Origin of the sequence: Pseudactinotalea sp. Z1739 (assembly GCF_049725055.1) — a bacterium.
GTDB lineage: Bacteria > Actinomycetota > Actinomycetes > Actinomycetales > Beutenbergiaceae > CALKWS01.
The window spans coordinates 127,745-147,207 of record NZ_JBMPQA010000011.1; the positions used below are offsets into that span (position 1 = coordinate 127,745).

The 19,463-nt window shown below is 71.4% G+C and carries 18 protein-coding genes; 8 read left to right on the top strand and 10 right to left on the bottom strand.

The features are described from left to right. Window positions 1-23: 23 nt before the first annotated feature. From ACO0LV_RS14560 to mtrA, 4 genes are all read right to left on the bottom strand, one after another. Window positions 24-779, bottom strand: a complete 756-nt coding sequence (locus ACO0LV_RS14560; RefSeq protein WP_424788639.1) for a phosphoribosyltransferase family protein — start codon at window positions 777-779, stop codon at window positions 24-26. Window positions 780-895: 116 nt separating this feature from the next. Then, complete coding sequence (locus ACO0LV_RS14565) at window positions 896-2,584, bottom strand: LpqB family beta-propeller domain-containing protein (protein WP_424788640.1); 1,689 nt, start codon at window positions 2,582-2,584, stop codon at window positions 896-898. Continuing rightward, entirely contained in the window at window positions 2,581-4,275 is a 1,695-nt protein-coding gene (gene mtrB / locus ACO0LV_RS14570) for an MtrAB system histidine kinase MtrB (RefSeq protein WP_424788641.1), read from the bottom strand. The genes ACO0LV_RS14565 and mtrB overlap by 4 nt, the downstream gene beginning before the upstream one ends. Window positions 4,276-4,294: 19 nt before the next feature. Beyond that, on the bottom strand, window positions 4,295-4,981 hold the full coding sequence (mtrA, locus tag ACO0LV_RS14575; RefSeq protein WP_424788642.1) for an MtrAB system response regulator MtrA: 687 nt from the start codon (window positions 4,979-4,981) through the stop codon (window positions 4,295-4,297). A gap of 91 nt (window positions 4,982-5,072) precedes the next feature. Here mtrA and ACO0LV_RS14580 point away from each other — a divergent pair, with 91 nt between their 5' ends. Genes ACO0LV_RS14580 through ACO0LV_RS14600 form a run of 5 tightly spaced genes read left to right on the top strand, consistent with a single transcriptional unit; the run spans window position 5,073 to window position 10,492 of the window. Beyond that, on the top strand, window positions 5,073-6,275 hold the full coding sequence (locus ACO0LV_RS14580; protein ID WP_424788643.1) for a DUF7544 domain-containing protein: 1,203 nt from the start codon (window positions 5,073-5,075) through the stop codon (window positions 6,273-6,275). After that, window positions 6,275-6,952 carry a DUF4129 domain-containing protein gene (locus ACO0LV_RS14585; RefSeq protein ID WP_424788644.1) on the top strand — a complete coding sequence of 226 codons (678 nt, stop codon included), beginning with the start codon at window positions 6,275-6,277 and terminating at the stop codon, window positions 6,950-6,952. Before ACO0LV_RS14580 ends, ACO0LV_RS14585 begins: the two co-directional genes overlap by 1 nt. Next, window positions 6,949-8,067, top strand: a complete 1,119-nt coding sequence (locus ACO0LV_RS14590) for a DUF4350 domain-containing protein (protein ID WP_424788645.1) — start codon at window positions 6,949-6,951, stop codon at window positions 8,065-8,067. Before ACO0LV_RS14585 ends, ACO0LV_RS14590 begins: the two co-directional genes overlap by 4 nt. Then, on the top strand, window positions 8,064-9,200 hold the full coding sequence (locus ACO0LV_RS14595; protein ID WP_424788646.1) for an AAA family ATPase: 1,137 nt from the start codon (window positions 8,064-8,066) through the stop codon (window positions 9,198-9,200). Before ACO0LV_RS14590 ends, ACO0LV_RS14595 begins: the two co-directional genes overlap by 4 nt. Further along, window positions 9,200-10,492, top strand: coding sequence for a DUF58 domain-containing protein (locus tag ACO0LV_RS14600; RefSeq protein ID WP_424788647.1), 1,293 nt, complete (start codon window positions 9,200-9,202; stop codon window positions 10,490-10,492). Before ACO0LV_RS14595 ends, ACO0LV_RS14600 begins: the two co-directional genes overlap by 1 nt. Window positions 10,493-10,517: 25 nt before the next feature. Here ACO0LV_RS14600 and ACO0LV_RS14605 read toward each other — a convergent pair whose 3' ends face one another. Next, window positions 10,518-11,513 (bottom strand): stage II sporulation protein M, encoded by a 996-nt coding sequence (locus ACO0LV_RS14605; protein WP_424788648.1) that lies wholly within the window; start codon window positions 11,511-11,513, stop codon window positions 10,518-10,520. Between the two features lie 19 nt (window positions 11,514-11,532). Between ACO0LV_RS14605 and ACO0LV_RS14610 the strand changes: the two genes are divergently transcribed. Continuing rightward, window positions 11,533-12,369 carry an RDD family protein gene (locus ACO0LV_RS14610; RefSeq protein WP_424788649.1) on the top strand — a complete coding sequence of 279 codons (837 nt, stop codon included), beginning with the start codon at window positions 11,533-11,535 and terminating at the stop codon, window positions 12,367-12,369. A gap of 32 nt (window positions 12,370-12,401) precedes the next feature. Here the strand turns inward: ACO0LV_RS14610 and ahcY are convergent, their stop codons facing one another. Then, window positions 12,402-13,880 (bottom strand): adenosylhomocysteinase, encoded by a 1,479-nt coding sequence (gene ahcY / locus ACO0LV_RS14615; protein WP_424788650.1) that lies wholly within the window; start codon window positions 13,878-13,880, stop codon window positions 12,402-12,404. Window positions 13,881-13,995: 115 nt separating this feature from the next. On the opposite strand from ahcY, the gene ACO0LV_RS14620 reads away from it, so the two are divergent. Continuing rightward, window positions 13,996-15,159 (top strand): MalY/PatB family protein, encoded by a 1,164-nt coding sequence (locus tag ACO0LV_RS14620; RefSeq protein WP_424788651.1) that lies wholly within the window; start codon window positions 13,996-13,998, stop codon window positions 15,157-15,159. 18 nt (window positions 15,160-15,177) lie between these two features. Here the strand turns inward: ACO0LV_RS14620 and ACO0LV_RS14625 are convergent, their stop codons facing one another. The 3 genes from ACO0LV_RS14625 to ACO0LV_RS14635 all read right to left on the bottom strand — a co-directional run bounded on the left by ACO0LV_RS14625 (window position 15,178) and on the right by ACO0LV_RS14635 (window position 17,329). Beyond that, entirely contained in the window at window positions 15,178-15,378 is a 201-nt protein-coding gene (locus ACO0LV_RS14625; protein ID WP_424788652.1) for a Trm112 family protein, read from the bottom strand. Next, complete coding sequence (locus tag ACO0LV_RS14630; protein WP_424788653.1) at window positions 15,375-16,838, bottom strand: phosphomannomutase/phosphoglucomutase; 1,464 nt, start codon at window positions 16,836-16,838, stop codon at window positions 15,375-15,377. Before ACO0LV_RS14630 ends, ACO0LV_RS14625 begins: the two co-directional genes overlap by 4 nt. 89 nt (window positions 16,839-16,927) lie before the next feature. After that, window positions 16,928-17,329 carry a DUF3499 domain-containing protein gene (locus ACO0LV_RS14635; RefSeq protein WP_424788654.1) on the bottom strand — a complete coding sequence of 134 codons (402 nt, stop codon included), beginning with the start codon at window positions 17,327-17,329 and terminating at the stop codon, window positions 16,928-16,930. Between the two features lie 94 nt (window positions 17,330-17,423). Between ACO0LV_RS14635 and ACO0LV_RS14640 the strand changes: the two genes are divergently transcribed. Next, the gene (locus tag ACO0LV_RS14640; protein ID WP_424788655.1) at window positions 17,424-17,894 is read left to right on the top strand and encodes a metallopeptidase family protein; all 471 of its coding nucleotides are present in this window, start codon (window positions 17,424-17,426) and stop codon (window positions 17,892-17,894) included. Between the two features lie 6 nt (window positions 17,895-17,900). On the opposite strand, the gene ACO0LV_RS14645 is transcribed toward ACO0LV_RS14640, so the two are convergent. After that, window positions 17,901-19,463, bottom strand: coding sequence for a DUF5719 family protein (locus ACO0LV_RS14645; protein WP_424788656.1), 1,563 nt, complete (start codon window positions 19,461-19,463; stop codon window positions 17,901-17,903).

Consider the following 19,463-nt stretch of genomic DNA (forward strand, 5'->3'; position numbering starts at 1 on the left):
GCCCCGGCCATAGGTCCTAGGGGTCACTGCCAGGTAGCGCTGCCCGGGCCCGGAGTGGCCGCCAGCACCACCGCACCTGCCACGTTGGCCCCGTGCTCCCGCAGCAGCGTGCGGCAGGCGGCCAGTGTGGCCCCGGTGGTGACCACGTCGTCCACCAGCACCACGGCCGTCCGCAATGACCGCGGATCGGTCCGGCGCGCCAAGCTGACCCGCCGGGAGGACCGGCGCGCCGAGGCGCCCAGAAGGTGCAGTGACGCATCGGGGGTGCGCAGCACATCCTGGACGTCCACGCGGTGACCCGTGCTCCCCAGCCCCGCGCCGACGGCTCGGGCGAGATCGGCGACGACGAGTTGACGGCGAAGCCGGCGCCGCCACCCCGACGGTGCGGGCAGCACCAGCACCGGTGCGGCCGGTCCGGTGAGCAGGCGCGTCAGTTCCCCACCCAATGCCACGCCGAGCCCGTATCCGACGCCGGCGAAGAACGAGCGCAGATCGGTGCGGGAGTGCCCCTTCCAACTCAGCACCATCCGTCGCGGGCCGCCGCGGTAGGGCGCCAGCGCCCACACCGGTAGACCCGGACGGGGCGGGTGGTCCTGCGCGGCCAGGTAGACGGTGTCGGACTCGCACCGGCGCGGTCGCTGCTGCCACTGCCCGCGGCACCGCCGGCAGATCGCCACGTCCCAGGTGCCACAACCGGCACAGCCGAGCGGCAGCAGCAGGGACGTCAGGTCCGATCCGACGTCACGGCAGGTCGCCACCAGGGCGCTGAGTACCCCCATCGGGGTCAGGGTGCCCGGGAGTTCGGGTAGGTCACCAGCGTCGCTGGGATGGCTGGGGACGCCGCCGCAGCGGGCGCCTGCCTGTGCATCGGAGGACTCGACCGTGGCGCAGATGCTCAGCCGGGGAAGGTCGGTAGCGCGATACTCTCCCCGACCTTGCGCCAGCCCAGGCCACTGCGGGCGTACAGGTCACCCTCTTCGGTGCTGGCATACATCTCCCGCGCACCGCGCGCCGAGGCGATGTCGACCACCTCGGGGACCGTGGGCAACTGCTGGGTCAGGCCACCGATCGGAGTCAGGTGGACCGAGTTGGTGGTTCCGGAGACTCCCAGCACCGCCAAGTGCTGTTCATCCACCCACACCAGGGTGCTGGCCTCGCGCAGTTGGCGTACCACCTGCACGCCCTGGCTCAGCCGCAGCGGCACGCCCGCCTCATCCCGGATCACCGCGTGCACCTCCACCGAGACGACTCCGTCGATGCGTACGATCACCGCCAGGCGCGTGCCGTCACGGCTGACCCGGGCGTCGAGCAGTTCGGCGTCGGCGAGCAGTTCGGCGCTGACCGGCCGGACCTCCTCGGTGGCACGTACCACCAGGAGTTCACCGGTGTTGGCCGCCGGGCCGGTCCAGACCCACCCGTGCCGGTCGTAACTGGGCGCCACCAGGTCGGGGAACTGGGCGAGCACCACCGGCTCGGGTGCCGCTTCGGTGGGCACCGTGACCAGGTGGTCGGTCCCGGCGAGCATCACCGGTGGCTCACCGTCGTAGCCGATCGCCAGAGCCCGCGGCTGCAACTCCGTCACCGGCAACACATCGGGGAGCGGGGTGATCGGCTCAGTGGCCATCTCGTTGAAGGAGCCCAGCACCTCCTGCTCCACGTCCAGCACCACCGGGGAGCGGCCCACCGCAGGGTCGCGCGTGACGTCCAGGCCATCGACCGGGGAGTCCCACGCCACGCCGTCCACGGTGATCTCCACGCGTTGCACCTGGGGCAGGCCGAGCAACGTCTGCTCCACCTGGCTGCGGATCAGCTGCCGGGCGGTGGCGTCGGCGGCGAAGGCCTCGGGGGTCAGGTCCACCTGAGCGGTGCCGGCGGAGACGGTCACCGCGGCGAAGGACAGCGCGGTGTCGGCGGGGATGGCACTGAACACGGCGCCGTCCAACCACTCCACCGGCCCGGCCAGCAATCCACGCATGGCGGCGGTGGGGGCGTTGCGCTGGGGATACCAGCGGGTGTCGGGCACCAGCATGGTCGCATCGGGCGTGAGGAAGTACAACGGAATCTGACGGTACTGGGACCCGAAGATCACCTCCGAGAGCAGCACGCCGTCGCTGAGTTCGTCGATCCGCCACTGCTGCCGCTCGTCCTGGCGGAGGTCGAACTCCAGCGTCGCGCTGGTCTCCACCGGTGCCGGCGTGTAGACCCCGGTACCATCGACCGTCCCCGACACCGTCACCGTGACCTCCACCTGGCCCTCGCCGGTCTCGGTCACCTCGAACGGGTTCGCCCCGGAGTAGACGGTCACCTGGGCGCTCGGACTCCACACCTCGGCGGTCGGTTCGGTCAGGTACTGCCGAGCAACGGTGAAGTCGTCGGTGGTCCCGGCCGCGGCCCCGGCGAGGAACCCGCGAACGATCTGTTCCGGGGAGTCCCCGGGCTGGGGCTCCTCGGCCACCAGGGAGATCGCCTCGGGCTCCGGTGCTCCCTCGATCCCGCGGGTCACCGGACCGGACTCGGGGAAGGAGACACAGCCGGTCAGCAGCGCGGCGGCGGTCAGGACCGCCAGCACCCACCGGCCCCTCATCGGCCCATCTCCAGGTCGTGGTCGGCCAGGCGCGGCACGGTCGCGGGGCCGGCCGGGTCCTCGGGCTCGTGCCGTGGGCTGACCGGCACCTCCGGGCGCTCGGGCACGAGCGCGAGGGGGTGTTCGGTCACGGTCAAACCGGCCCGGCGCGGCACGGTGAGCCGGAAGTTGGCACCATCACCGGGAATTCCCCAGGCCTCCAGGGTGCCTCCGTGCAACCGGGCGTCCTCCTGCGAGATCGCCAGACCGAGGCCGGTGCCGCCCAGGGTGCGGGTGCGGGCCGGGTCGGCACGCCAGAACCTGTCGAACAACCGCTTCGCCTCCGGCGCGGTCATCCCGATGCCGTGATCGCGCACCGTCACCGAAACGGCGGCCTCGTTCGCCCCGACCTGTACCTCGATGGGACCACCCTCCCCGTGCTCGATCGCGTTCACGAGCAGGTTGCGCAGGATCCGCTCCACCCGCCGTGGGTCGATGTCGGCGGTGCAGTTGCCCTCCGGTGCGCTGAGTTTCAGTTCCGATCCATGCCCGTCGGCCAATGGGGCGGTCTCCTCGACCACCCGTTCGACCACCCGGTAAACGTCGATCTCCTCCACGTCCAGCACCGCCGAGCCCGCGTCGAACCGGGAGATCTCCAGCAGGTCGGCCAGGAGCGACTCGAACCGGTCCACCTGGGTGGCCAGCAACTCTGCGGACCGGGCCTGCACGGGATCGAAGGAGTCACGCTCGGCGTGCAGTACCTCAGCGGCCATCCGGATCGTGGTCAGCGGGGTGCGCAACTCGTGGGAGACGTCGGAGACGAACCGCTGCTGCATCCGGGACAACTCGGCCAACCGCTCGATCTGGTCCTGCAGGCTCTGGGCCATGTCGTTGAAGGCGCTGCCCAGCACACCCAGCTCGTCACCACCCCGCACCGGCATGCGTTCGTCGAGGCGCCCGTCCGCGAGCCGGCTGGCGGTTCGCGCGGCAACCCGCACCGGATCCAGTACCTGGCGGGCCAGGTACCAGGCCATCGCGACCAGCAGCAGGATCAGGCTCACCGCCCCCACCACCAGCACCTGCTGGAGCACCTCCAGGGTCTGGGCCTCGGTGGCCAGGGAGTAGATGAAGTAGATCTCGTGCTCCCCCACGATGGGAAGCGTCACCGTGGAGCCCACCGCGATACCAGGGGTGGGCCCGGCTTCCACGGCCGCGGGCAGGGAGACGGACTGCCACTGCTGGAAGGACTCGGCCCGTACCGCCTCGCGCAGTTCGGGCTCGATCAGCTCTGCCAGGGCCCCGTCCGTCACGGGCAGCAGCAGATCGGTGGGACCCTCCGCCTCCGGGCCGCGCATCAGGAGCACCCCGGCATTGCCGACCGAACCCTCCTGAAGTGACCGCACGACGTCGAGCGCCACGTCCTGCACGTCTTGTTCGTTGGAGGCGATCTGGGAGTCGAACCGCTCCTGGGCGGCCTCGGTACGGGCGGCCGCATCGGCCAGGATCTGGTCGCGCCGTTCCTCGAACAGCCCGTCGCGGACCTGGCCGGACAACAACGCGCCCAGCGCTCCCACGGCCACCAGCCCCACCACCACGGTGGTGGACATCACGCGCACCCACAGCGAACTGCGCCACACCCGGATCAGCGCCCGGGCCGGACCGAGGACCCGGCTGTCCCGGACTCGCTCCCAGCCGGACGCGGGTTCTGCCATGTGCGTACTCACCTCACCGTCAGGAGGACGACGGTGCTCCCGCCCGGTACCCGACGCCGCGTACGGTCACGACCACCTCGGGCCGTTCGGGGTCGTTCTCCACCTTCGCCCGCAGACGCTGCACGTGGACGTTCACCAGCCGGGTGTCGGCCTGGTGCCGGTAACCCCAGACCTGCTCCAGCAGCACCTCGCGGGAGAAGACCTGCCACGGCTTGCGGGCCAACGCCACCAGCAGGTCGAACTCCAGCGGGGTCAGGTTGATCACCTCGGTGCCGCGCAGCACCCGGTGCCCGGACACATCGATCACCAGGTCCCCGATGGGCAGTTGCTCCGAACCCTCGGAGTCCTGGCGGCGCAGCCGGGCGCGCACCCGGGCCACCAACTCCTTGGGCTTGAAGGGTTTGGAGATGTAGTCGTCCGCGCCGGCCTCCAGGCCCTGCACCACGTCAGCGGTGTCGCTCTTGGCGGTGAGCATCACGACCGGCACCCCGGACTCCTCGCGGATCCGGCGGCAGATCTCGATCCCGTCCACACCCGGCAGCATCAGGTCCAGCAGCACCAGATCGGGCTGGGTGGTGCGGAAGGCCTCGAGGGCGGCGGCGCCGTCGCCGCAGGTCTCGGTGGTGAATCCCTCGGAGTGCAGCACGATGCTGATCATCTCCGCGAGCGCGGCGTCGTCATCTACTACCAGAACGCGTGCTTCCATCCGCCTAGTGTCCCACCCCGGGGCCGAATCCGGCTGTTGGTTGTCCATGCAAAGATGGCCTCATTGTCATCCGAGGGAGAGATCCGCACTGATGAGTGACCGCGGTGAGCACACACCTGACCCGTGGGGAGCCGGGACCGGGGGCGGGCAAACCCCCGACCAGCAACCCGGGAGTGGTTATGGTTCACCCCAGCCCGGGTACGGCCAGCAACCCGGCGGCGGGTACGGCCAGCAACCCGGCGGCGGGTACGGCCAGCAACCCGGCAGCGGGTACGGCCAGCAACCCCCCGGCGGGTACCACCCCGAGCCCGGCAGCGGCTACGGCCAGTACGGTCACGGCGACCAGTGGTCCCAGCTGCCCCCCGGCCCGGTCGCCCAGCCCGGGATCATTCCGCTACGGGCCCTGAGCCTGGGGGAGATCTACGACGGCGCCTTCCGAGCCATCCGGGCCAACCTGCCGGTGATGCTGGGCCTGTCGGCGATCGTGGTGCTCGCCCTCGGCATCCTCCAGGGCGTGACCACCTACGCCTCCTACGAGGAGATGAACCGGCTGGTCGGTCAGATCGACCCCGCCACCGACCCGGAAGCGTTCCTCGACTCCTTCGCCCAGTCCGGCACGTCGATACTCCTGAACAGCGGGGTCTCGGCACTGCTGGCGTTCCTGGGCACCACGATCCTGACCGGGCTGCTCATCCACGCGGTGAGCCAGTCGGTGATCGGGCGCCGGACCTCTCTGGCTCAGGTCTGGGCGGCGGTGCGTCCCCAGATCCTGCGACTGCTGGTGCTCTCGGTGGTCGTGGGGCTGCTCGTGGCGGGCGTGATAGTGCTGGGAGCGGTCGTCTTCGCCCTCAGCCTGCCCAGCGGGTCCGCGGGTGTCATCCTGCTCGGGGTGTTGGCGATGCTGGCGATCATGCTGGGCGGGACCGCCACGGTCCTGACCTTCACCGTGCTGGCCACCCCGGCCCTGATCCTTGAACGAGCCGGCATCGGTACCGCCCTGCGCCGCGGATTCGAACTGGCCAGGCGCGCATTCTGGCGGGTGCTGGGCATCTACCTGCTCACCACCATCCTGGCGGCGATCCTGGGGTTCGCCGTGTCCTGGCCGTTCGACCAGGTCGGCAACATCTTCGAAGGCGGCCCGGTCGCGTTCGGCCTGAGCATCCTGGGCGGCGTGGTGGCGAACTGGCTGACCACGCCGGTGCTGGCGGCCGTGGTGGCGCTGCTGTACATCGACATGCGGATCCGCACCGAAGGGCTGGATGTGGAACTGGCGCGGGCGGCTCAGGAGTCTTGATGCGCCCTGCCCTCCGGCCGATGGGGCCACCTCTTGACCCCTCCGAGCAGGAGGCCCGGCGCTGGGCCGAGGAGGAGTTGGCCAAGTCCGTGTACGACCAGGGACCGGGCGTGCTCGACCGGATCCTGGAGTGGCTCGCGGAACGCTGGGAGGCCCTGCTGAACCTGGGCGGGGCCGGCGCGGTGCTGATGCCGGTCCTGGTGCTGGTACTGGTGGCTGCGGTGGTTGCGGTCGCGATGGTGCTCGGCGGGCCCGTCCGACGGCGTCAGCTGCGCCGCGTCACCGGCCCCAGCACCCAGGTGCTCGACGACGACGAACGCAGCGCCGATGCGCTCCGGACGGCTGCGGCCGCGGCATCGGAGCGGGGTGACTACGCGCTCGCAGTACTGGAACGCTTCCGCGCCGTGGTGCGCGGGTTGGACGAGCGGGACATCCTGACCGACCGGCTGGGGCGCACCGCGCACGAGGCCGCCGAGCAGGCCGGCGCCGCCTTCGGCGACCAGGCCGGAGCGTTGCGTGCCGCCGGAGAGCTCTTCGACGCTGTCCGCTACGGCTCGGCCGTGCCCGGCTCCGAGCAGGACGCCTGGCTGCGGGACCTGGACGAGCGGATCGCCCGCACCCGCCCGGAGCGGTTCTCCGGCGCCGGTCCCGACCGGGGCTGGTCGGTGGTCCGGTGAGAACGAGCCGGACCCGCACCGGCCTGACCTGGGGTCTCGGCATTGCCGGTGCCATCACCCTGATTGCCGCACTGGCCTGGATCAGCCCCTCGGCGTCCTCCTCGGTGGCCTACGCCCCGAACAACCCGAATGCCGATGGGGCGCGGGCCGCTGCCCAGATCCTCGGCGACCAGGGGGTGCACGTCCGGTACGTGCGCACCACGTCGGCGGCGTTGGCCGATGCCCGCGAGGACGGCACCCTGCTGATCGTGAACGCCCACCGGCTGCGTCCCGAGCAGCAGGAGGCCCTGGCCCAGGCCCCCGGGGACGTGGTGCTGGCCGGGACCGGTCCGCAGATCGACCGGCTCACCGAGCGGGTCGGCCACCACGCCGGTGGCACCCGGGACGTGCATGAGGCCCAGTGCGGGGACGAGCACGCCCGGGCCGCAGATCGCATCGGCGCCGGTGGCCCGCAGGTCACCGGTGGCGACGGCGTGGAACTGTGCTTCGGGGACACTCCCGAGACCGGCAGGTACGCCGCCTGGACCCAGGACGGAGCAACCTGGCGGGTGCTCAGCACCCCGGAGATCCTGCGCAACGACGCCTTGGCAGAGCACGGCAACGCCGCATTGGTGCTGCGCTCCCTGGGCCACTACCCGCACCTGACCTGGTACGTGCCGTCCCCGGGCGACGACTTCGGTGAGGAGAGCCTGGCTGCGGCCACCACGTTGCCGCTGCTGCGCCCACCGATGCTGGCGATGTACGCGGTGTTGGCGCTGGCGCTGATCCTCTGGCGCGGGCGCCGGCTGGGTCCGGTGATCAGCGAACCGTTGCCGGTGGCGGTCCGGGCCGCCGAGACCACCCGGGGCCGTGGCCGCCTGTACCGGCGCAACAAGACCCATGCCCACGCCGGAACCGCACTTCGGGCCGGTACCGTGGCCCGGGTCTCCGGGAAACTCGGGCTGGCCAGGTGGGCTCAGCGTGATGACGTGGTCCTGACAATCTCGCGGGCCACCGGACGCACCCCCGACCAGATCGACTCGGTGCTCTACGGACCACCACCGCACGACGAAGCATCCCTGGCCGCACTGGCCGAGGCACTGGACACCATGGAGAGCGAGGTTCATCGACGATGACCAACCCGGACCCCTACCTCCCGGGCGGGCACCAACCGGCGGGTCCACCTCCCCCGGCCGGCCAGGCCTCCGTCCCGCCCGCACCAGCCGGGCCCGGGCCAGCCGGGCCACCCCCTCCTCCCGACCAGCCGGCACCGGCCGGGCCATCCGCATCGGTCGGCCGGGCCGGGCAGTCCGGGCAGGACTCTGCGGCCCGGACGGCACTGGCGTCCCTGCGCAGCGAGGTCGGCAAGGCCGTGGTCGGCCAGGACGCGACCGTCACCGGGCTGGTGATCGGGCTGCTGTGCCGCGGGCACGTCCTGCTCGAAGGCGTGCCGGGAGTGGCCAAGACCCTGCTGGTGCGCACCCTGGGGGCAAGCCTGGACCTGGAGATGAAGCGCGTGCAGTTCACACCGGACCTGATGCCGGGTGACATCACCGGGTCGCTGGTCTACGACGCTCGCACGGCGGAGTTCTCCTTCCGCGCCGGACCGGTCTTCACCAATCTGCTCCTCGCCGATGAGATCAACCGTACGCCGCCCAAGACCCAGGCCGCGCTACTGGAGGCGATGGAGGAGCGCCAGGTAACGGTGGACGGGCAAGCGCGGGTTCTGCCCGAACCCTTCATGGTGATCGCCACCCAGAACCCGGTGGAGTACGAGGGCACCTACCCGCTGCCGGAGGCGCAACTGGACCGGTTCCTGCTGAAACTGCTGCTGCCGTTGCCCGAGCGGGCTGAGGAGGTGGAGGTGCTGTTCCGGCACGCGCACGACTTCGATCCCCGCGACCTGGCCGCCGCGGGCGTGCGGGCGGTGGCCGATGGCGAGTCCCTGACGAAGGCGCGGGAACAGACCCGCGCGGTGCAGGTCGGTCCGGAGGTGCTCGGCTACATCGTGGACCTGTGCCGGGCCACCCGCACCTCACCGTCCCTGTCGCTCGGGGTGTCCCCGCGGGGGGCGACCGCCCTGCTGGCCACCTCCCGGGCCTGGGCGTGGCTGTCCGGGCGCGACTACGTCACCCCCGATGACGTCAAGGCACTGGCGCACGCCACGCTGCGGCACCGGGTGCAACTGCGTGCTGAGTCCGAACTGGAGGGAATCAGCGCCGAGTCGGTCTTGGACGGGGTCCTGGCTTCGGTCCCGGTCCCGCGCTGATGGTGCTCACCGGCCGGGCGGTGGGCCTGCTGGCTCTGGGCCTGATACCGGTGCTGCTGCTGCCGAGCTGGCTTACCGTGGCCACCTGGCTGGTGCTGGTGGCCGCCCTGGTCGGCTCCGATCTGGCACTGGCCGCACCGGTGCGCGACGTCCGGATCGAACGGGCGCCGATCCCCACGGTGCGTCACACCGAGGAGACAGCCAGCCGGTTGCGCCTGCACAACACCTCCCCCCGCACCCTGCGCGCCCTGGTGCGCGACGCCTGGCAGCCCAGCGCCGGCACCGGCACCAACCGGCACCGCCTCACCCTCGGCGCCGACCAGGTGCGGCGCGTCCGCACCACGCTGCGCCCCTGGCGACGCGGCGACATGAGCGCCGCCGCGGTGACCGTGCGCTCCTACGGTCCGTTCGGGCTGGCGGCCCGTCAGCGCAGTACCGACGTACCCGGGTTGTTGCGGGTGCTGCCGGAGTTCTCCGCGCGCCGCCACCTCCCCTCCCGCCTGGCCCGGCTGCGCGAGATGGACGGGCGCGCCGCGGTGAACGTCCGCGGGCAGGGCACCGAGTTCGACTCCCTGCGGGAGTACGTGATCGGCGACGACGTGCGTGCCATCGACTGGCGCGCCAGCGCCCGCCGGGCCGAGGTGGTGGTGCGCACCTGGCGGCCGGAACGGGACCGGAGGGTCCTGATCGTGCTGGACACCTCCCGTCTGTCCGCTGCCCGTCTGGGCGAGGCGCCCCGCCTGGAGGCCGGTATCGAGGCGACGCTGCTGCTGGCGGCCCTGGCCGCCAAGGCCGGGGACCGGGTGGACCTGGTCGCGATGGACCGGACGGTGCACACCAGGGTGCGCGGTGTCGAGGGCCCGGCGCTGATGTCCGCTCTGGCGCAGGGGCTCGCCACGCTCACCCCCGAACTGGTGGAGCCGGACTGGGCGGTGGTGGCCCAGGAGATCCGGGACCGCCTCAGCCAGCGGGCCCTGGTGGTGATCCTGACCGGGCTGGAGCCGGGCGCGATCGAGTCCGGGCTGGTCTCGGTGGTGGCGGCGGTGGCGCGCGACCACCAGGTGGTGCTGGCGTCAGCCGAGGACCCGGTGGCCCAGCGGATGCGCCGGAGCCGGGAAAGCACGGCCGAACTCTTCGATGCGGCCGCGGCCGAGCGCGCCGAACTGGAACGCGGCGCCCTCGCCCAGCGTCTCCAGCGCACCGGTGCCCAGGTGGTGCGTCGCGCCCCGGAGGACCTCCCGCCGGCCCTGGCCGACACCTACCTGGCGCTGAAGGCAGCCGGGAAACTGTGAGCGTCCGGCGCCGTCGGCCGCTGCCTCACCCCACGGTGGCGACGGTGTCCTCGACGAGTTCGGCGCGCATGTCCCCGGTCTCCCCATCGGCCACCGCGCGCCGGCCCAGGGCGAAGGTATAGGCCCAGTAGGCGGCCAGCACCACCGCACCGATGGTGATCTTGACTCCACCGGGCAGGCCCGAAGGCGTCACGAACCCCTCCACGACGCCGCTCACGCCCATCACCACGACCAGGCCGATCACCACCGTGATCAGCGCCCGGCCCTCCTCGACCAGGGCACGCGCGCGGGTTCGCTGGCCCGGGGCGACCCAGCTCCAGAACAATTTCAGCCCGGTTCCCACGGCGACGAACACCGCCGTCAGTTCCATCAGGCCGTGCGGCAGGATCAGCCCGAAGAACTCCCCGAGACCGTCGTGCTCGGCCATGATCGCTCCGGCCACACCCACGTTCAGCGCATTGACCACCAGCACATAGGCTGGGAATATCCCGGTGACACCCAACCCGATCGCCTGGGCACTGATCCAGGCGTTATTGGTCCACACCTGGGCGGCGAAGTCCGGGGCCGGGTAGTTGGAGTAGTAGGCGGCGAACGCCTCCTCGGCGTACGTGCGCCGCATGCTCGGGGTCCCGACCTGCGCCATCGCCTCCGGCACCGTGAGCAGCCACCAGGCCTGGACGAGCCCCAGGCCGATGAACACCGCCCCGGCGGCCAGCGTCCACCACCGCACCCGGTAGAACGCGGCGGGCAGGGAGATCGCCACGAACCGCACCACATCGGCCGGCGACAACTCGTGGGACCCACCGATCACCCCGCGAGCCCGCGCCAGCAGGGTGGACAGCCGGGAGATCAGCGCCGGGTCCGGGGCGCTGGAGCGAAGTTGGGACAGATGCGTCGCGGTGGTCTGGTAGTGGGTGACCAACTCATCGACCTCGGCACCGGTGAGCCTGCGCCGGCGCAGTAGTGCCCGCAGCCGCGCCCAGCGAGGTGCGTTCAGGGCGACGAAGGCGTCCACATCCACACCCGTTACCCTGCCACACATGACCACGGCCGCTTCCCCCACCCAGAGCCTCAATCGCGTCATCACCGGCGAGGCGGTCCCCCTGGACCTGGCGCCGGCCTCGGCGCTGAGCCGGCTCATGTCCGGGGTGATCGATGCGATCGTCTACCTCAGCATCGGCATCGGGGTGTTGATGCTGGCCGGCCGGTTCAGCGCCAACCCCGCCCAGATGAGCACTCTCACGATCGTGGCTATCGCCCTGATGATGGTGCTGCTACCGTGCCTGACCGAGACGTTCACCCGGGGCCTGTCCGCCGGACGGTTGGCGGTGGGCCTGCGGATCGTGCGCGACGACGGCGGCCCGGTGCGGTTCCGGCACGCGTTCATCCGTTCCCTGACCGGGATCGGTGAGATCTGGCTCTCGCTGGGCTCGGTCGCGCTGATCAGTTCGATGGTGCACCCACGCTCCAAACGTCTGGGTGACATGGTGGCGGGGACCTACTCACTGCGCGTACGCGACACCGAGGTGGCCACCGCCCCCTTACTGATGCCCCCGGAACTGCGGTCCTGGGCCGAGATCGCCGACATCCGCCGGCTACCCGATTCCCTGGCCCTGTACGCCCGGATCTACCTGTCCCGGACCGGCGAGCTGCACCCGAACGTGCGCGCCGACGTCGGCCGCGCATTCGCCGCGGCGCTGGAACCGTACGTGGCGCCGCCGCCACCGTGGGGTACCGACCCCGAGCGGTTCGTCGCCGCGGTCCTGGTGGCTCGCCGCGACACCGAGTACCTGGCCGGGCTGGCCGTGGCCCAGCGCGAACAGGAGGAGGCCCGGCGCGCCCGAGTACTGCCCTACGGCATCCCCGACGCCGACTGACCCGGCCCGCTGTCGCAGGCCGGGGACCGTGGTCAGTACCGGTAGTGCTCGGGCTTGTAGGGTCCGGCCACGTCCACGTCGATGTACTCGGCCTGTTCCTTGGTCAGCTCACTCAACTCCGCGCCGAGGGCTTCCAGGTGCAGCCGGGCCACCTTCTCGTCCAGCGCCTTGGGCAGCACGTGCACACCCACCTCGTACTCGCTGGCCGGATCGGCCAGGTCCATCTGGGCCATCACCTGGTTGGTGAAGGAGGCGCTCATCACGAACGAGGGGTGCCCGGTGGCGTTGCCCAGGTTCAGCAACCGGCCCTCGGAGAGCACGATCACCGACTTGCGGGGGTTCTCCGGATCGTCGGTGAAGACCCACTCATGCACCTGCGGCTTGATCTCCACACACTCCACCCCGGGGAGTTCGGCGAGGCCGGCCACGTCGATCTCGTTGTCGAAGTGGCCGACGTTGCCCACCACCGCCTTGTCCTTCATCGCGCTCAGGTGCTCGGCGGTGATGACGTTGAAGTTCCCGGTCGCGGTGATGAAGAAGTCCGCCTGCCCGAGCACGTCCTCCAGGCGCACCACCTGGTAGCCGTCCATGGCCGCCTGCATCGCGCAGATCGGGTCGATCTCGGTGATGAGCACCCGGGCACCCTGTCCGCGCAACGCGTCGGCCGCCCCCTTGCCCACGTCCCCGTAGCCGCACACCACCGCCACCTTGCCGCCGATGAGGATATCGGTGGCCCGGTTCAACCCATCGGGCAGGGAGTGCCGGATGCCGTAGCGGTTGTCGAACTTGGACTTGGTGACGGCGTCGTTGACGTTGATCGCCGGGAACGCCAGTTCCCCGGCGGCGTGCAACTGGTACAACCGGTTGACGCCGGTGGTGGTCTCCTCGCTGACGCCGAGGATCTGCTCGGCCGCCCTGGTCCACCGGGTGGTGTCGGCGGCCAGGCTGGTGCGCAACTGGGCCAGGAACGCCAACTTCTCTGCCGAGTAGCCGGCCTCGCCGGGCAGGGGGTCGGCCGGCACGGCTCCGGCGCGCTCGGCCTTGACCCCCTCGTGCAGCATCACGGTGGCATCCCCGCCGTCGTCCAGGATCAGGGTCGGACCCCCATGCCCGGGCCACCTGAAGGTCTCATCGAGAGCCTCCCAGTACTCAGCGAGGGTCTCCCCCTTCCAGGCGAACACCGGCACGCCCTGGGGGTCCTCGGCGGTCCCGTGCGGTCCGACGACGACGGCGGCTGCCGCCTCGTCCTGGGTGGAGAAGATGTTGCAGGAGGCCCAGCGCACCTGCGCGCCCAACGCGGTCAGCGTCTCGATCAGCACCGCCGTCTGCACGGTCATGTGCAGTGAGCCGGTGATGCGCTGCCCCGCGAGCGGTTGGGTATCACCGAACTCCTCCCGCAGGGCCATCAGGCCGGGCATCTCGTGCTCGGCCAGGCGGATCTGGTGCCGGCCTGAGGTGGCCAGGCTGAGATCGCGGACCTTGTACGCACCGGGTTCGGTATCGAAGCTCATAGCCCTGGAGCCTAGCCGGAGGCAGGCGATGCGCGCTCGTTCAGCGCCGTCCCGACCCGCGGGCCGGGGGTCACGGTGGCACCGGTGTGCGGTCCGGCCCAGTAGCGTTGCCGCCATGATTGATTTCGACTCGATCACGGCCGAGCACCTGCGTCACGTCGGCGGGGCCAAGTGGTCCCGGTTCCCCGACACGATCGGGGCGTTCATCGCCGAGATGGACTTCGGCATCGCCGAACCGATCACCGCGGCCCTGCACGAAGCGGTGGATGTGGGGGCCTTCGGCTACCACTTCCCGGCACCGCTGCAGGCGATGGCCGGCGCCTACGCCGACTTCGCCGCCGACCGCTACGGATGGCAGGTCGACCCTGCGGACGTGCACCCTATCCCGGACGTGCTCACCGGCCTCGGCGCGGCGATCCGCTACCTGTCCCGCCCCGACTCCCCCATCATCGTGCCCACCCCGGCGTACATGCCGTTCCTGACCATCCCGCAGGTGTACGAGCGCCCGATCATCCAGGTGCCGATGGCCCGCGACGGCGAGCGGTACATCTACGACCTGGACGCCCTGGACGCCGCATTCGCGGCCGGCGGGCACCTGCTGGTGCTGTGCAACCCGCACAACCCGATCGGGCGGGTGCTGACCGAATCGGAGATGCTCGGGGTGGCCGAGGTGGTCCAGCGTCACGGCGGGCGGGTGTTCTCCGATGAGATCCATGCCCCGATGGTGTACGCCCCGCACCGGCACATTCCCTACGCCACCCTGTCGGAGCAGACCGCGGCGCACACGATCACCGCCACCTCCACCTCCAAGGCGTGGAACCTGCCCGGCCTCAAGGCGGCTCAGATCGTGCTGAGCAACGATGCCGACCGGGACGTGTGGAGTCGGGTCGGGGAGGTGGTGGGCACCGGGGCGGCCAACCTGGGCATCGTCGCGGCCACCGCCGCCTACTCCCGCGGCGTGCCCTGGTTGGAGCAGGTGCTGGCCTATCTGGACGGCAGCCGCCACCTGCTGGGCGACCTCCTCGCCGAACACCTGCCGGGGGCCCGGTACACCCCGCCGGAGGGGACGTACCTGGGCTGGATCGACGTGCGGGAGACCGGGACCCCCGAGCGGGCCGGGGCGTTCTTCCGGCGCCACGCCGGGGTGGTGGTCACCGACGGCGCCCACTGCGGAGAGGTCGGCGCGGGCTTCATCCGCTACAACTTCGCCACCCCACGCCCGCTGCTCACCGAGGGCATCACCCGTCTCGGGAACGCGGTCGCCGAGCACGGTGGGTGAGCCCGAGGCAGGGCCGCCTCAGCGCGCGGGCCGGCCCTCCTCGGCCAGCAGCACCGGCACACCGTCGCGGACCGGGTAGATCAGCGGGTTCGCCTCGTCGGTACTGACCAGGACGGTCTCGCCGTCCATCTGGCGCAGGTCGAGGCGCGCCCCGGTGACCGGGCAGCGCAGCACCTCCAGCAATCCCGGATCGACAGAGGGCTCTTCGGATCGGCTCATCGCGGTCCTTCCTCATCCACGTCGGTGGGCAACCGAGCACACAGGGCCCCGAGCACGCCGTCGCGAATCTTGATCATGATGTCGTCGTCCTCGGCCTCCACGTTCAGGCGCAGCAGCGCCTCGGTGTTGGAGGGCCGGAGGTTGAACCACCAACGCGGGCTCTGGTGCCAGTGGCTGACCAACAGGCCGTCCAGGTCATCGGTATGCACGATGCCGGCGGCGATGTCCTCGGCGAACAGGGCGCGAACCGTCTCCAGGGCCGTGGTCACATCCTCGACCCGGGAGTTCAGTTCCCCCGAGGCCACATAGGGGGTGTGCACCTCAGCCAGTTCGGACAGCGTCATCGACTGCTCAGGGCTGCCCACTACCCCGAGCACGTGCAGTGCCGCGAGCATCCCGGTGTCGGCGTAGAAGAAGTCCCGGAAGTAGTAGTGGGCGCTGTGTTCGCCACCGAAGACGGCGTTCTGGGCGGCCATCTGCTCCTTGATGAACGCGTGGCCCACCCGGGTGCGCACCGCCCGACCGCCAGCGGCCGCGACGTACTCCGGGACCGCCCGCGAGGTGATGAGGTTGTGGATGATGGTGCCGTGGCCACCGTCGGCCTTGTCCTTGGCCACCTCCTGCAACGCCACCATGGTGGTGATCGCCGAGGGGCTCACCGCCCCGCCGCGCTCGTCGATCACGAAGCACCGGTCGGCGTCGCCGTCGAAAGCCAGACCGATGTCGGCCTGCTCGGCTATCACCGCGGCCTGCAGGTCCACCAGGTTCGCCGGCACCAGTGGGTTGGGCTCGTGGTTGGGGAAACTGCCGTCGAGTTCGGCGAACATCACCACCAGGTCCAGTCCGAGGTCGGCCAGACCGGCCTCGGTGCCCAGCACCGCCGCGGCCGTCAGGCCCGCCATACCGTTGCCGGCGTCGACCACCACCTTCAGGGGCCGGATCCGGCTCAGGTCCACCAGCGAGCGCAGGTAGGCGGCATAGTCGGCGAGGGCGTCGCGCTGACCGGCGCTGCCCCGTTCGGGCGCAGCCGGGATGCCCTGGTCCAGGTAGGCCTCGGCGGCATGTTGCACGTCGGCCAGGCCGGTGTCGACGCCCAGCGGCCGCGCTCCGGGCAGGCACAGTTTGATCCCGTTGTAGTCGGCCGGGTTGTGACTGGCGGTGAACATCGCCCCGGCGATGCCCTCGGAACCGGAGACGTAGTAGAGCATGTCGGTCGAGCACAGTCCGAGATGGATCACGTCCAGCCCCCGCCAGGTGACGCCGTCGGCGAAGGCCCCGGCAAGTTGCGGGGAGGTCTCGCGCATGTCCTGTCCCACCGCCACCACGGTGTGAGCGGCTCCGGACCCGGTGAGCAGGTCCGCCACGGCCGCACCCAGGGCGCGGGCGACGTCGGGACCGAACTGGTCCGGAACCAACCCTCGGATGTCGTTGGCCTTGACGATGGCGCTCAGATCCTTCACCCGGGTCAGCCTACCTGGCACTGGCTCGCGGCCCTCGGTGTGCCCGGCGTCGGCCGACGCCCGGGGACTCCCGTCACGGTTCCGGCCGATCAGTCCTGCTGGTCCCCGCGGATCACCCGCAGGTGACCGCGCCGCCCGGACGTGGGCTCGGGACGGGGCTGGGTCACCGGTGCCGGTACGCCGGCGGTGCGCGCGGCCGGCAGGCTGCTGGGCGCGGGAGCGCGCGAGGCCTCCCGGACGGCGTTGGCCAGGGCGAGCAGATCGTCGTCACTGGGCGGGGCCGGCTCGAACTCCGTGGCGAGTTGGACCACGTCCCAGCCCTGCGGAACGGTGAGCCGCTCGGCGTGGGTCAGGCACAGGTCGTAGCAGTGCGGTTCGGCGTGCGTGGCCAGCGGCCCCAGCACGGCGGTGGAGTCGGCGTAGACATAGGTCAGCGTGGCCACCGCCGGGGAGGTGCAGGTGGACCGGGTGCACTGACGGGTCGCTCTCACAGGAGACCACGGTACCCTCCGTCGACCGCGGGAGTGGCATCCCACGCCGCGCGGAGGCTGGGCCGGGGTGGTCGGGCTCTGGCACCCTGTGGGCATGAGCACAACCCCGCAGCCGGCCGGCCGGGACCTGAGCACCACGGTGCTGCCGTCCCGGCGTACCGGCCGGCGCCGGGACCGGCGCGGCCGGGGTCTGCGCGGCCCGCTGCTGCCGCCCACGGTCCCGGGCGCGCGCACGGGCGCACAGCGTTTCGACGCACTGTTGCTGCGCGCGGTGGCTCACTTGGAGCACCACCTGGGCGATGTCCTGCACGGGGTGGAATTCGCCGTCGAGGACGTCCCACCCTCGGCGCCGGCACCGTGGGAGGCCGGCGCGGTGTCGCTGGGACGGTGCTTCCCCGCTGATGCTGCCGCCGGGCTGACCGACCGCGTGGTGGTGTACCGGCGCCCCATCGAGAGCCGGTGCCGCGGCTGGGCCGAGGTCCCGGACCTCCTGCGGCACGTGCTGGTCGAACAGGTGGCACACCTGCGGGGGCTGGACCCCGACCAGATGGATCCGGGACTCTAGCGGCGCTCAGGAGGCTCCCAAGCGGACCTGCACCTGCTGCTCGGCGGCGGCGTCGGGGGTGAGGTTGAGCATGGACAGCATCGGCCCGTCCGGGGCTTCGGCCCGCACCATCGCGGTGGCCAGCACGGACTCCCCGCTGATCTCCAGGGCGATCACCTCATCCAGGGCCACCTGGTCGGGATCGACCACCGTCGCTGAGCCCGCCTCGACCTCCACGGCGGTCACCTCCCCGCGCGTGCCGTCGCGGGTGATCGGGGTCAGGCGCACCTGCTGGGCCTGCGGCAGCGGGTTGGCCAGCACCACCGCGACCGTATCGGCCGGTTCTCCCGGCACCGCCAGGACCCCGCGCTCCGGGGCCGGCTGTGCGGCGATCCAGGCGCGATCCCGGACCGGCTCGTCCGGGTCCAGTTCCCCGGCCTCGCCCACCACGGTGCGCAGCACCGACCCGGTCACCGGGACTTCGGAGATCACCTGCACCGACAGTGCGCCCGGGTCGATCCCGGCGAGGGAGACATCGGTGACCGTGCCCGGTTCCAGGACCTGGTCCTGGGCGCCGGGGAGCACGATCGGACCGGACTCGGTGAACAGGTCCACCGAGACGCTGGCCTGGGTCCGGGAGGGATTGACCAGGCGGAGCACCGGGGGGTGATCGGCCACCTCGGTCTCGCCGACGTGCACTGGCCCGATGTTGATCCGGGTGGCGGGGTCGGCGGTCGTGGTGACCATGTCGGTGCCGGCCGGGACCACCCCGGACAGGGCGCTGTCCTGGATCGCGGCCGCGATCTGCCCGCCGTCGGCGGTGATCCGTACCGCCAGGCGTTCCTCCAGGGACAGCGTCTCCAGCAGCAGCGAACGCGACTCATCCGGCGGTACCAGGATCTGGGCACCGGACTCCAGAGGCCCGAGTTCGCCCCAGACCTCCACGTTGGCCGTCACCGGGGTCTGCCCTGCGTTGGTCAGCAACAGCCGTGCCGAGGACCCCAGTTTCGTCATCCCACCAACCAGCCACTGGGTGGAGGAGGGGGGCAGGCAGGCCGCCGCGCTGAGGCCGCGCAGGTCACCGGACTCGGCTCGCACCACCGCGGTTGCCGCACCCAGTGGCGTCCGTTCCTCGGCGGGCTCGGCCCGTAGCACCGCGGCGTCGGTGGTCTGATCCAGGGTGCCGACGAGACCGTCGGTGCCGGCGCTGAGGTCCTGGCCGGCCTCACCCAGTTCGGTGAGCGTGGCGGTGCCGGCGGCGGCCCCGTCCGGCTGGGTCACCACCGTCTCGGCCCTGGTCCGGCTCTGATCGGTGTCGGTGCTGAACTCGGCGTCGTAGTCGATGTCGGCGCCGGCCTCACCGGTGCTGGACACAGGGGCGTCCGGGCAGACCAGCGTCAGCGGGCCAGCACCGATGTCCACCTGCCGGGCCGGCACCGCCTGGGGCGCTGGTGCGGGGTTGAGCAGCCCCGAGGCCAGGACCGCTCCGGTGATCAGCACCACCGCGATCGCGGTCAGCGCCGAGACCAGGCCACGAAGGGTGCGGCGCAGCCCGGGACTGATCCGGGGCCGGGGAACCTCGGCGGCCAT